Source organism: Nocardioides mangrovi (genome assembly GCF_020073815.1).
Classification (GTDB): Bacteria; Actinomycetota; Actinomycetes; order Propionibacteriales; family Nocardioidaceae; genus Nocardioides; species Nocardioides mangrovi.
In genome coordinates, this window is the sequence record NZ_JAIQZJ010000003.1 from 127,908 (window position 1) to 140,845 (window position 12,938).

Here is a 12,938-nt window from a genome sequence, read left to right on the forward strand (position 1 = left end):
GTTTCGGGCATGGCACGGCCGGGGCGGCGGATCGCACCGCCCCGGCCGTGGTGTCGTGCAGTCGAGCCGGATCAGCCGTTGAGCTGGCTGTCCATCTGCTCGTCGGCCTTGGCCGCGAGCTCGCTCACGTCGCCGCCCTGGGCGATCGCGCTGAAGAGGTCCTCCAGGACCCGCGAGCCCTCGACGTTGGCCCAGCCCGGCGCGGCCGGGGTGAGCTTGGCGTTGGACGCGGCGGCGATGGTGGCCTGGGCGTACTCGTCGTCACCGAGGAGCGAGGCGAGGGAGTTCTTGGCCGGGGTGAGGCCGTTCTGCGCCAGGATCGTCTGGTAGTCGTCGCTCAGCATCAGGGCGACCGCCTTCTGGGCCAGCTCCTGGTGCTGGGACTTCGACGCGATGGCGATGTCGGAGCCGCCGAGGAGCACCGGCGCGGGGCTGCCGTCGGAGCCGGGCATCGCGAAGACGCCGATCTGCTTGCCGAGGGTGTCGGGGCAGCCGGACTTCGGGTCGTTGATCAGGCCGGTGACCCAGCCCGGGGTCGACATCATGCCGACCTCACCGGCGCACCACGGCGTCCACGGGTCGGCCTCGTTGCCGTCCTTGGGCGCACCCGAGGCCTCGGTGAAGAGCTTCTGCGCGGTCTCGAGACCGGCGATCGACTCGTCGGACTCCAGGGAGCCGCTCCACTCGCCGCCGTCGTCGGTGGCGAGGTCGCCGCCGGCGTCCCAGATGAACGCGGCGCCGTTGCGCCAGTCCTGACCGGGGAACCAGAAGCCGGAGAAGTTGGCCGGCTTCGGGTTGGCCTGCTTGAGCTTGATGGCGTCGTCGACGAACTCGTCCATGGTGGTCGGGACGGCGTCGATGCCGGCGGCCTTGAAGAGGTCCTTGCGGTAGAAGATGTACTTCGAGCCGGCGTAGTAGGGCACGGCGTACGTCTTGCCGTCGACGGTGGCGCCGTCCACGAAGCCCTGGAGGAGGTCGTCGCCGCCGAGGTCGCCGAGCTGGTCGGTCATGTCGGAGAACGCCCCGGCACCGGTGAACGTCGGGGCCTGGGTGTTGCCGATCTCGACCACGTCGGGGGTCTCGGACTCGCTGGAGAGGGCGGTCGTCAGCTTCTCGACGAGGCCGTCCCACTCCTGCTGCTCGATGGTCAGCGTGGAGCCCGGGTTCTGCTCCTCGAAGGTCTTCTTCAGCCAGTCCCGCGCGTCCTGCGGGGTGTCCGTGCCGTTGAGCCAGACCCGGATGTCGGCGGCCTGGGGGGTGCTGTCACCGGACGAGCCGTTGTCGCCGTCGCTGCTGTCGCTGCCGCACGCACTCAGCGCGGTCAGGGCCAGGGCCGCCAGCGCGGCCCCCGCCAGGGTCTTCTTCATGCGCACCGCAGTGTTCCTCTCTCACGGACTTCTCTGGTGGTGATGGGTGGTGATGTGGGTGGTGGTTCCGAGACGTGGTGGGACGGTGGTGGACGGGTGGGTCAGGAGACGCCGAGCTGACCGGCGAGGACCAGGACGGCGGCGCCCACGAGGACCACGTCCTCGCCGAGCTTCGACGTCCGCACGACGAGGCCGTCGGAGCTGACGGGCATGGTCCGCTCGCGGATGGTCCGCTCGGCGGCCTCGCGCAGCGGGCCGTCCAGCAGCTCTGCCGGGCCACTCAGGACCAGCTCGTGCAGGTTGAGGGTGCCGACGACCGGCGCGAGCGCGGCGCCGAGCAGCTCGCCGGTGGAGGTGAGCACCCCGGCGCTGTCGTGCTGCTCGAGCCGGCGGCGCAGGTGGGGTACGGCGAGGATCGTCTCCAGGCAGCCGGTGCGCGAGCAGGCGCAGCGCTCGCCGTCGGGGTCGACGACGACGTGGCCGATCTCGCCCGCGGCGCCGAGGTGACCGTGGAGGAGGGCGCCCTCGAGGACGAGGCCCGCACCGACACCGGTGCCGACCCGGAGCAGCATCAGGCCGCCGTCGCCGCTCTCGCCGAACGTGTGCTCGCCGAGCACGGCGGTGTTGGCGTCGTTCGCGACGAAGACGGGGAGCCCGAGGTCGTCGGCGAGCGAGGTGGCGAGCGGGGTCTCGGACCACTCCAGGTTGGGGGCGTCGATGACCGTGCCGGCGGCGTCGACGACGCCGGGGCTGCCGACGCCGACGCCGAGGACGGGGCGGTCGGTCATCGCGATGAGCTCGGTGGCGAGGCGGTGGACCAGAGCGACGGCGGCGGCACCGCGGGCGCCGGCGATCTCGACCTCGTGTCGGGCCTGCACCTCGCCGGCGAGGTTGATGACGGCGCCGGTCATCCGGTCGGTCGCGGAGAGGTCGATGCCGATGATGTGCGTCGCGTCGGCCGCGAGGCCGACCAGCGTCGGCGGCTTGCCGACCCGGCTCTCGGCCGGCGCGCCCAGCTCCTCGACCAGCCCGTCGGCGACCAGCTCGGCCATCAGGTCGGAGACGGTCACGCGGGTCAGGCCCGTCGTCCGGGCGAGGTCGGCGCGGCTCGCGGGGCCCTCGCGGAAGAGCTGCTGGAGCAGCAGCGACCGGTGGTGGCGGCGGGTGTCCTCCTGGAGGAGCTTGCCGCGGGGCCGGAGCGGGCGGCCCACCGGAGAGGTCTGCGTCACGTTTGTTAGTTCAGCGCACTTACATATTCCTCGTCAAGTGTTTCGCCGAGATTCACCGGGTACCCGGTGGATCTCGCGCTGCCGGGACGAACCTTTGCCGGGGAGGCGTGAGCTCCGTCGGGGAACCCCTACGGCGTGAGCGCCGGCCGGTCGGGGAGGGCCAACGTGAGCACGGCGTCCTCGACCAGGGGGTGGTGCTCGATGTCCTCCTCCACCGCTCGCAGGCGGACGGCGAGGTGGTCCTCGGTGTCGTCGCCGACCAGGTCGACCGCCGCCACGACGAAGAGCCGCTGCGGGCCGACGAACTCCAGGTGCAGGTAGGTCAGCCGTTCGATCTGGGGGTGCTCGAGCAGCCGGGCGATGACGACCGAGCGGGTGCCGTCGGTCGGCGACTCGCCCAGGAGGTAGTCCATGTTGCGGCGGATCAGGAAGACCGCGACGAAGCCGAGCAGAACGCCGATCGCGATCGAGCCGAGCGCGTCGAAGCGCGGGTCGCCCGTGAGCTGGTGCAGGCCGATGCCCGCGGCGGCGATGAGGATGCCGAGCAGGGCCGAGAAGTCCTCGAGGAAGACCGCGCGGAGGGTCGGGTTGGAGGTGCGGTCGACGTAGCGCAGGGGGTGCATGCCGAATCGCTGCGAGGCACCGTGCACCTGCCGGCTGGCCTGCACGAAGGAGGTTCCCTCCAGCACGAAGGCGATGGCCAGGACCACGTAGTTGACGGTGAAGCTCGTCTCCTCGGTCTCGGCGGTCAGCTCGGTCAGCCCGTGCCACACCGACACGACCGCACCCGCGCTGAAGAGACCGAACGCCGCGATCATCGACCAGGCGTACGTCGCGCGGCCGTACCCGCGCGGGTGCTCCTCGTCGCGGGGGCGGCTGCCCTTGCGCTCGGCGAGCAGCAGGAAGACCTCGTTGCCCGTGTCCGCCCACGAGTGGGCCGCCTCGGCGACCATGGCCGCCGAACCGGTCAGCGCCGCCGCGACCGACTTGGCGATCGCCAGCAGCCCGTTCGCCACGAGCGCGATCACCACCGTCAGGAGCGACTCCGAACCGGTCTCGTCGGCGGCCTCCTCGGCCGGTGCGTCTCTGGTCACCATGTCTCCTTCGTACCCACTTCGACACGTACGGTCGACCCCATGCGCCGACTCGTACCCGCCCTGCTGCTGGTGGCCGCAGCCCTCGCCGGGTGCAGCGACGAGGCCTCACCGGCACCGGCGCCCGCACCCGCCGAGACCACCGGCTCCCCGACCGGCGCGCCGACGCAGTACGACCAGTACGTCGCGATCGGCGACTCCTACACGGCCGCGCCGCTGGTGCCGCCGACCGACGCCACCACCATCTGCCTGCGGTCGGAGCGCAACTACCCCGCGCTGCTGGCCGCGGCGATGCCGGGCACCGAGCTGACCGACGTCAGCTGCAGCGGCGCCCGGACCCGCAACGTGATCGAGCCGCAGACCGGCGCCACGGGATCGGTCCCGCCGCAGCTCGAGGCGGTCACGGCCCGCACCGACCTGGTCACCATCGGGCTCGGCGGCAACGACGACTCCCTCTTCGCCGGGACGCTCGGCCGCTGCATGAAGCTCGGCGGCACCGACCCCGACGGCTCCCCCTGCACCGACCACTACCGCGGCACCTCGACGGTCCGGGACGCCCTGGTCGACATCCGCGGCAACGTGGCGGCCGTCGTCGCGGCCGTGCACGCGAAGGCGCCGGACGCGCGGATCGTCGTGGTCGGCTACCCGCAGATCATCCCGGCGTCCGGCAGCTGCGACGACCTGCCGCTGGCCACCGGCGACTACGACCTGGCCCGGCGCATCAACCACGGCCTGGCGAGCGCGGTCGGCGCCGGCGCGCAGCTGGCAGGGGTGGAGTTCCTCGATCTGTGGACCCCGAGCGAGGACCACGACATCTGCGCCGAGGAGCCCTGGATCAACGGCCGGGTCACCTCGGCCCAGGTCGCGCTGGCCTACCACCCGATGGCGATCGAGCAGCAGGAGGTCGCCCGCCTGCTGATGCACCTGCTCGCCTCCGACTGATCGGCCCCGAGTTGCTGCATGCTGGCGCCATGCAGGCGCCACGCTGGGCGCGAGCGACGCCGATCGACGTCACGCGCATCACCGAACGGCTCTACCTCACGCGCGGCGACCGGGTCCGCAACCTCTCGGCCTTCGCCGTGCTGCTCGTCCTCGCCGCGGTCATCGCGTCGGCGGGCGTGGTCTCCGACTCCACCGCCACCGTCATCGGCGCCATGATCGTCGCGCCGCTGATGACGCCGATCCTCGGGACCGCGACCGCGATCGTGCTCGCCGACCGCCGGCAGATCCTGCACGGCATCGCGCTCACCGCCGGCGGTGGCGCAGCCGTCGTGGTGATCGGCTACGCCCTCGGGCTGCTCACCCAGGGCGACGTGGTCGCGGCCACCAACTCCCAGGTCGCGGGCCGGGTCAGCCCGGGACTGATCGACCTCCTCGCGGCGCTCGCCACGGGCGGCGTCGGCGCCTTCGCGCTGGTCCGCTCCGACGTCTCCGACACGCTGCCGGGGGTCGCCATCGCGATCTCGCTGGTGCCGCCGCTCGCGGTCGTGGGCCTCACCGCGGAGTCCGGCGCGTACGACGAGTCGCTGGGCGCCCTGCTCCTCTTCGGCACCAACGTGGCCGCGATCATCTGCACCGGCGTCGTCGTCCTGCTCTGGTCGGACCTGCGGGACGCGGCGGTCGCCGCCGGCGAGCCGGTCGGCGCGCTGGGTCGACGGACCCTCGCGGTGCTCGCGGCCTCGATGGTCGTGCTCGTCGTGCCGCTCGCGCTGGGCACCTGGCAGGTGGTCCAGGAGCAGCTCGTCATCGCCGCCGCGCGTCCGGTCGCCGACGACTGGGCGCACGACCAGGGGTGGGAGGTCACCGACATCGAGCTGCGTCAGGGCACGCTGCACATCACGGCCGTCGGCCGCACCTTCAAGGCGGACGACGCCGCCCTGCGCGCCGCGCTCGACGACGCCGGGCTCGCCGACCTGCCGGCCGAGGTCACGCTCGTCGCCGGCGGCTCCCGGTCGGTCCCGGTCAGCTGAGCGCGTCGAAGACCAGCCGGCCGTCGACCACGGTGGCGGCCACCGGCATCTCCCGCAGCGCCTGGCCGAGCGCGGCGGTGTCCGTGTCGTCGAGGTCGCGCAGCAGCGGGTCGCGGTCGAGCAGCACCAGGTCGCCGAGCGAGCCGACGCCAACGGTCGGCTGGCCGTCGACCGAGGCGGCCAGGGTCTCGCGCGGCGTGAGCGCCTGCTCGCCGTGCCAGGGGCCCCGCTCGTCGGCGCTGCGGTGGACGGCCGCGGCCATCGCCAGCCAGGGGTCCAGCTGGGAGACCGGCGCGTCCGACCCGAGCGCGAGCTCGACGCCGTCCTCGAGCATCCAGCGGAAGGCGAAGCACCGCTCCGACCGCTCGCCCCAGATCTTGTCGGTCAGGTCGCGGTCGTCGAGCAGGTGCGCGGGCTGGACGCTCGCCCGGATCCCGAGCTCCGCCATCCGGCGCACGTCCTCGCGGCGCGCCATCTGCGCGTGCTCGACCGAGCCGCGCGCACCGGTGTCGGCGTACGCCGCGAGCGCCTCCTGGACGGCCGCGTCGCCGATCGCGTGGGTCGCGATCTCCAGGCCACCGCCGTGGGCGCGGGCGAGCTGCTCGCGCAGCTCGACGCCGGACAGGTTGGGCTGGCCCGCGGGGTACTCCAGGCGGTGCGCGTCGCCGTAGGGCTCGCAGCACCAGGCGGTGCGGGTGTTGAGCGACCCGTCGCTGATGATCTTCAGCGGCCCCATCGTCAGCCGCGGGTCGCCGAAGAGCGGGTCCCCGGTGCGCAGCCCGGCCGCGATCACGTCGTCGAGGGTGTCGACGTACGTCGCCCACCGGATCCGCAGCAGGTCGCAGTCGTTGGCCCAGCGGTCGGCCCAGTCGTCGCGGCTGGCACCGAACTCGAAGTCGACCATGCCGACGATGCCCTGGCTCGCGGCGACGTCGAGCATCCGGCGGTAGGCCTCGGGCGAGGTGCCGTCGGTGCCGACCAGCGTGACCAGGCGGGGGTAGGCCGCGAACCACTCGGTCTCGCGCACCACCGAGTCGCGCACCGGCATCGCGAAGTGCAGCAGCGCCGTGGTGTTGAGCCAGGCGTGGTGGCCGTCGCCGCTGATCAGCACGACCGCGGTGTCGCCGGAGACGGCGTCGAGCTCGGAGACGGTGACCTCGCGGTCCCAGCCCGCCGATCGGTGGCCCCAGCCGATGACCGGGAGGTCCGGGGCGGCGGCGATCCGTTGCGCGACCGCGCGGGTGACCTCCTCGGGCGAGCGCGCGGGGGCGAGGTCGAGCCGCTGCGAGGACAGGGTCCACTGGGCCAGGTGCGTGTGCTGGTCCCAGAGGCCCGGCGCGACCCACCGCCCCGCCGCGTCGATCTCCTCGACCCCGGCCGGCCGGTCGAGGCCGGCACCGACGGCGGTCACCGTGCCGCGCTCGACGAGCACGTCGACCGGGGCGTCCGGGACGGCGTCGCCGGGCTGGACCGGGACCAGGCGGGCGTTGCGGAGGAGCAGGCTCGGCATGGGCCAGACGCTAGAGCAGGGGCAGGTCAGGCATGACGCCGGGACTGCACCATCCGGAAGCGGGGCGAGACGTACGACGCGTCGACGTACGACGCGCCGGAGGGGCTGCCGCCGCCGTGGAAGTCCGAGAACGCCCACGCTGCGTTGAGGACCACCTCCGCGTGCAGGTTCTCCGAGAGCATGATGCCGTGGTCGAGCGCGACCGATCGGACCTCGGCGACGACGTCCTCCGAGGTCGAGTAGACCGAGGCCGCCACGGCGCCGTGGCGGTCGGCGGTCAGGTAGAGCAGCGCGATCGACTCCTCGGTGTCCGCGGTCTCGATGAGGAAGGTGACGGGGCCGAGGGTGTCCCCGGGGTAGATCTCGGCGTCGACCGACGAACGCCCGAGCACCAGCGGCGTCCGCAGCACGGCGCCGGGGTGGTCGGGGTGCTTGAGCGGGCGGCTCGGGACCAGGACGGAGCCGAGGGAGGGTCGCGCCATGGCCTGGTCCACGGACGCACCGGCTTCCTCGCCGGCCAGGACCCCGATCAGCTCGACCGCCTGGCGCTCGTCGGCCAGCAGCCGGTCGAGCGCGGCGCCGATCCCGGCGGCGACCTCGGCCGGCGTCTTGGTGCCCTCGTCGGTCTCGATGCCGCCGCGCGGGACGAGGATGTTGTGCGGCGCGGTGATCATCTGCCCGGAGAAGATCGCGAGCGAGAGCGCGAGGTTGTCACACATCGCCTCGAAGTCCGGGGTCGAGTCGATCACCACGCAGTTGACCCCGGGTGTCTCGGTGAAGAGCCTCGCCTGGCCGGCCCGCCGCTCGAGCCACTGGCAGAAGTCGGCGTTGCCGGTGTAGTCGACGATCGCCACCTCGGGCCGGACCGCGAGCGACTGCCGCAGCGGGTCCCCTGGCTCGGCCACGGCGAGGGTCACCAGGGTCGGGTCGAAGCCGGCCTCGGCCAGCACCTCCTGGCAGACCTGGACGGTGATCGCGAAGGGCAGCACCGTCCGCGGGTGCGGGTGCACGATCACCGGGTTGCCGGCAGCCAGCGAGGCGAAGAGCGCCGGCCAGTCGCTCCAGGTCGGGAAGGTGTCGCAGCCGATCAACAACGACAGCCCGCGCGGGATCACCGTGTAGGTCTTGTCCATCGGCGTCCACCCGGGCCGCTCCCACCGGGCCGACCCGGCGACCGAGGTCATCACGCTCCACGACCAGGCGAGCGTCTCCAGCGACCGGTCGAGCGCGTTGGTGACGCCGGCGGCGTACGCCAGCCCGATCGGCATCCCGCACGTGTGCTGGAGCGCGTGCGCGAGCTCGAAGGCACGCGCATCGAGGCGGTCGAGGATCTCCAGGCAGACGCCCACGCGGGCGTCGGGCCCGGCGTCGCGCCAGGGCCGCCGACGGCGGCCGGCCGCGGCGACCAGGGCGTCGACGTCGACCACCCTCGGGTAGGCGACCCGGAGGTCGTAGCCGTACGGCGACCGCTCGGGCGCGATGGTGCCCTCGGCGCCCGGCGTGGCGATCGGGAACGTCGTGCCGAGCCAGGCCTCGAACGCCCGTCGTCCGGCGGCCATCGGGTCGGCCGGGGGCGACCCGGCGGACTCCGCGTCGGGAGGAGCGGCGGGCTCGTCGAACACGGAGAAGTGCGTGCGCAGGGCGGCCGCCTCGACGGCGCCGTCCAGACGCGCACGGTGCCGGTCGAACCAGCCGGAGCCGCGATCGTGACCCACGTGCCCTCCCGAGTGTTGTCAGGCGAGCACACTGTGACACACGGAAACCGGGTCGGCTGGCGAATGACGCGCCGACTAACCTCGGGCCCGTGAGGGTGCGCTGGATGGGGCTCGTGTGCGCGCTCGTCGTGGTGCTCGCGGTCGTCGCCGGCCTGGTCGGCTACCGCCAGGGGCAGGACGACCTGCCGACCCCCGCGTCGTTCTCCGCCGGGCCCGTGCCGGCCGTGCGTCCCAGCTACCCGGTCACGCCGGCCAAGGTGGTCCCGGACGACGACTACCCGGCTCTCCAGCCGGGGGTGAAGCTGCGGCCGACCGTCCTGGGCACGGCGCCGTTCCAGGCCCGGATCCAGGTGCCCCGCGGATGGGCGCGCGTCAACTCGCAGCCAGGGGTGTGGAAGTGGTTCCCGGCCCTCGACGCGACGAAGAACATCTACTTCGTCCGAGTCAGCCAGGTGGGCGTCAACAACGCGACCGTGCCGGCCGCCGTCAACGCGCGCATCAACGCGCTCCGGATCGCCTCCGACGTCGACGACTTCGTGCTGGAGCGGCAGGAGCCCGACCGCTTCGTCAGCCACTACGTGTCCGAGGACCACCTCCGGGTGGCCTTCGAGGGCTACCTGCCCCGCGGCGAGGTCGCCACCTGGTGGATCGCGGTCGTGGGGCGGGCGTCCGACCGGGACGGGCTCGCCGACCTCTTCGGCCGGATGATGGCGGCCTCGCAGACGACCGTCGGCTGATCAGCCGAAGCCGTGGGTCTCGACGTCGTCGAGGACCCGGTTGGCGACGGCGGTGCTGGCGCTGCGGACCTGCACCCACAGCAGGCGGTTCTCGGTCAGCTGCACGACCCGCTCGACGACCACGGCGTCGGTGTCCCCGCACCCGGTGAAGGTCACCGTGAGGGAGTCGGTGGCCTCGATCGGGTCCTGCGACGTCGCGCACTCGGGGTGGCCCGGCACGTGGTCGGGCAGCTCGGTGCCGGGCAGGATGCCGACGAAGACGCCCTGACCGTCCGGGTCGGTCGACCAGTCACCGGAGGTGCCGACGGAGAGGGCGGGCTGGTCGGTGTCGCTGCCCTTCGGGCGCCACCCGTCGTCGGCGACCGCGTGGTCCCACGACGACGGGACCGTCACCGTGAGGTAGCCGGAGGTGTCGGTGACCGTCGCCTCCGTGGGCTCCTCGTGACCGATCCGGTAGCCGAGCACGGCCCCGCCGGCGATGACGGCCAGCGCGACGACGCCACCGACCACCCGCCGGAGCCACCGCCGACGTCGCGGCAGCCGCGGCGGCGGGAGCGAGGCGTCGTCGGCGAGCATCGACGGCGGCGCGCCGGTCTGGGTCAGGTGCGGGTCGAGCGGGAGCTGGGAGGCCGCGCCCGAGGTGACGGGGGCGAGGGCGGACGTGAGCGCCGCGACGTACGACGCCACGTCGGGCCAGCGCTCGTCGCGCTCGACGGCCAGCCCCCGCGCCACGACGGCGCCGACCTCGTCGGGGTAGGGCCGGTCCGGCGACGACAGCGCCGGCGGCGACCCGGGCCTGGCGGCCGCCGACAGCGTCGCGTGCGAGAACGCGGCGCGACCGGCCAGGAGCAGGTAGGTGAGCGCGGCCAGGGAGTAGAGGTCCGAGCGCGGGTCGAGCGGCTCTCCCTGCGCCTGCTCCGGCGAGACGAAGGACGGCGTGCCGGCGATCACGGTCAGCCGCGACGAGACCTCCATCGACTTGCCGAGGCCGAGGTCGGCGACCATCGCCCGCACCTCGCCGTCGACGGCGCGGAAGAGCACGTTGGCGGGCTTGAGGTCGCGGTGCAGCACCCCGCGCTCGTGCAGCGTCTGCAGCCCGGCGCCGACCTGGCGGACCACCTCGAGCGCCTGGCCGGGGGTGAGCCCGTCGATCTCGAGGCGATCGGCGAGGGTGCCCTGGTCGGCGTACGACATCACCAGGTAGGGGCGGCCGTCGTCGATCTCGCCGGCGTCGTAGACGGTGACGACGTACGGCGACTCGACCTTGCGGAGGAAGCGCCCCTCCTCGAGGAAGCGCTGCCGCACCGCCTGGTCCTCGGTCCAGTTGTCGGCCAGCACCTTGACCGCGACCGGCGAGTCGAGCTGCTCGTCGTAGGCGAGCCAGACCGTCGCGAAGGCGCCCGCGCCGAGGCGTCGGCGCACGGCGTAGCGACCGAGACGGGCAGGCATGGGCACCGCGCCATTATCGGGGGACGGCGGCCGGACCCCCGAGGTCGCACCCCGAGGCGTGTCGGGGTCGGCTCAGGGACGCTCAGGGACGGGCCGCCGTCGTTCCCCGATGTGGGACCGCAGCCCGCGCCACGAGGGTTGACCCATGATCAAGGTCGAGTCCCTCACCAAGCGCTACGGCGGCTTCACCGCCGTCGACGACGTCACCTTCACCGCTCGGGCGGGCCGGGTCACCGGCTTCCTCGGCCCCAACGGTGCGGGCAAGTCCACCACGATGCGGATCATGGTCGGCCTCACGCCGGCCAGCTCCGGCATCGCCGAGGTCAGCGGGCGCCGCTTCGCCGACCTCCCCAACCCCGGTCTCGAGGTCGGCGTCCTCCTCGACGCCTCCGCCCAGCACGCCGGGCGCACCGGCCGCGAGATCCTCACCATCGCGCAGCGCACCATGGGCCTCCCGGCCCGGCGCGTCGACGAGATGCTGGACCGGGTCAGCCTGACCCCGTCCGAGGCCGGCCGACGGGTCCGCAACTACTCCCTCGGCATGCGCCAGCGGCTCGGCATCGCGACCGCGCTGCTCGGCGACCCCGAGGTCCTCATCCTCGACGAGCCCGCCAACGGGCTCGACCCGGCCGGCATCCGGTGGATGCGCGACCTGCTCCGCGGGTACGCCGACCAGGGCGGCACCGTGCTGCTCTCCAGCCACCTGCTGCACGAGATCGAGGTCATCGCCGACGACCTCGTCGTCATCGGCCAGGGCCGGATCGTCGCCCAGGGCACGAAGGCCGAGCTGCTCGCCGCCGCCGGCACGCTGGTGCGCACCCGCGACGTCCCGACGCTCGCGCGCGCCCTCGTCGACGCCGACCTGGAGTTCAGCCAGACCACCGACGCGCTGCGCGTCGACGCCGATCCCGACGTCGTCGGGGACCTGGCGCTCGCCGCCGGCGTGGCCCTCACCGAGCTGCGCGCCGCCGACGGCGCCGGCCTCGAGGAGATGTTCCTCGAGCTCACCTCCGAGACCCAGCGTGAATCGATCCGAGAAGGAGCAGCGGCATGACCGCCACCACCGTCGACACCGTCGACCCCCAGGTCGTCCGGACCGCGCGACCCACCCCCGCCCGGATCCCGACCACGCGGATCCTCGCCGTCGAGCTGCGCAAGTCGTTCGACACCCGGTCGGGCTTCTGGCTGATGGCGAGCATCGCCATCCTGTCCGTGGTCGCGACCGGCGCGACGATCCTCTTCGCGCCGGACAGCGAGCTCGACTACGAGGCGTTCGCGACCGCGATCGGCTTCCCGATGGCCGTCATCCTGCCGATCATCGCCGCGCTGTCGGTGACCAGCGAGTGGAGCCAGCGCACCGGCCTGACGTCGTTCACGCTCGTGCCCCACCGCAGCCGGGTGATCGGCGCCAAGCTGGCCGTCACCATCGGCGTCGGCGTCGTCTCGATGCTGCTCGCCGCCGCGATCGGCGCGGTCGGCAACGTGGTCGGCACCGCCATCACCGGCACCGACACCATCTGGAACGTCAGCGCGACCGAGCTGTCCTACATCGTGCTCGGCAACGTGCTCGGCATGCTGGTCGGCTTCATGCTCGGCGTCCTGCTGCGCAACTCCGCGGGCGCGATCGTGGGCTACTTCGTCTACGGCTTCGCGCTCCCGCCGCTGACCTTCCTGCTCGCCCAGAGCCAGGAGTGGTTCGAGAAGGCCCAGCCGTGGGTCGACTTCAACTTCGCGCAGGGCAACCTCTTCAACGGCTCGATGTCCGGCGACCAGTGGGCCCAGCTCGGCGTGACCACGCTGGTCTGGCTCGTCATCCCGCTCGTCGTCGGGCTCCGGATGGTGCTCCGGTCCGAGGTGAAGTGACAGG

Annotated in this window: 11 protein-coding genes; 5 read left to right on the top strand and 6 right to left on the bottom strand. The window is 73.1% G+C overall.

What is annotated here, in order from left to right:
• Window positions 1–71: 71 nt before the first annotated feature.
• The 3 genes from K8U61_RS07305 to K8U61_RS07315 all read right to left on the bottom strand — a co-directional run bounded on the left by K8U61_RS07305 (window position 72) and on the right by K8U61_RS07315 (window position 3,693).
• Complete coding sequence (locus K8U61_RS07305) at window positions 72–1,367, bottom strand: extracellular solute-binding protein (RefSeq protein WP_224122338.1); 1,296 nt, start codon at window positions 1,365–1,367, stop codon at window positions 72–74.
• Window positions 1,368–1,468: 101 nt separating this feature from the next.
• The gene (locus K8U61_RS07310) at window positions 1,469–2,596 is read right to left on the bottom strand and encodes an ROK family transcriptional regulator (RefSeq protein ID WP_224122339.1); all 1,128 of its coding nucleotides are present in this window, start codon (window positions 2,594–2,596) and stop codon (window positions 1,469–1,471) included.
• A 128-nt stretch (window positions 2,597–2,724) separates the two neighbouring features.
• Window positions 2,725–3,693 (bottom strand): cation diffusion facilitator family transporter, encoded by a 969-nt coding sequence (locus K8U61_RS07315; protein WP_224122340.1) that lies wholly within the window; start codon window positions 3,691–3,693, stop codon window positions 2,725–2,727.
• Between the two features lie 39 nt (window positions 3,694–3,732).
• Here K8U61_RS07315 and K8U61_RS07320 point away from each other — a divergent pair, with 39 nt between their 5' ends.
• Together K8U61_RS07320 and K8U61_RS07325 are read left to right on the top strand one after the other, a co-directional pair.
• The gene (locus tag K8U61_RS07320) at window positions 3,733–4,632 is read left to right on the top strand and encodes an SGNH/GDSL hydrolase family protein (protein ID WP_224122341.1); all 900 of its coding nucleotides are present in this window, start codon (window positions 3,733–3,735) and stop codon (window positions 4,630–4,632) included.
• 29 nt (window positions 4,633–4,661) lie between these two features.
• Window positions 4,662–5,660, top strand: coding sequence for a DUF389 domain-containing protein (locus K8U61_RS07325; RefSeq protein WP_224122342.1), 999 nt, complete (start codon window positions 4,662–4,664; stop codon window positions 5,658–5,660).
• Here the strand turns inward: K8U61_RS07325 and K8U61_RS07330 are convergent.
• Together K8U61_RS07330 and paaN are read right to left on the bottom strand one after the other, a co-directional pair.
• Entirely contained in the window at window positions 5,653–7,170 is a 1,518-nt protein-coding gene (locus tag K8U61_RS07330; protein ID WP_224122343.1) for an amidohydrolase, read from the bottom strand. The two genes, K8U61_RS07325 and K8U61_RS07330, sit on opposite strands and share 8 nt — an antisense overlap.
• Window positions 7,171–7,196: 26 nt before the next feature.
• Window positions 7,197–8,885, bottom strand: a complete 1,689-nt coding sequence (gene paaN / locus K8U61_RS07335; protein ID WP_224122344.1) for a phenylacetic acid degradation protein PaaN — start codon at window positions 8,883–8,885, stop codon at window positions 7,197–7,199.
• Window positions 8,886–8,974: 89 nt separating this feature from the next.
• Here paaN and K8U61_RS07340 point away from each other — a divergent pair, with 89 nt between their 5' ends.
• Window positions 8,975–9,622 (top strand): hypothetical protein, encoded by a 648-nt coding sequence (locus K8U61_RS07340; RefSeq protein WP_224122345.1) that lies wholly within the window; start codon window positions 8,975–8,977, stop codon window positions 9,620–9,622.
• Here the strand turns inward: K8U61_RS07340 and K8U61_RS07345 are convergent, their stop codons facing one another.
• A complete protein-coding gene (locus K8U61_RS07345; RefSeq protein ID WP_224122346.1) occupies window positions 9,623–11,071 on the bottom strand; it encodes a serine/threonine-protein kinase in 1,449 nt (482 codons plus the stop codon).
• Between the two features lie 145 nt (window positions 11,072–11,216).
• On the opposite strand from K8U61_RS07345, the gene K8U61_RS07350 reads away from it, so the two are divergent.
• Both K8U61_RS07350 and K8U61_RS07355 read left to right on the top strand, forming a co-directional pair.
• Window positions 11,217–12,125, top strand: a complete 909-nt coding sequence (locus tag K8U61_RS07350; RefSeq protein ID WP_224122347.1) for an ABC transporter ATP-binding protein — start codon at window positions 11,217–11,219, stop codon at window positions 12,123–12,125.
• The gene (locus K8U61_RS07355; protein ID WP_224122348.1) at window positions 12,122–12,934 is read left to right on the top strand and encodes an ABC transporter permease; all 813 of its coding nucleotides are present in this window, start codon (window positions 12,122–12,124) and stop codon (window positions 12,932–12,934) included. Before K8U61_RS07350 ends, K8U61_RS07355 begins: the two co-directional genes overlap by 4 nt.
• Window positions 12,935–12,938 lie beyond the last annotated feature (4 nt).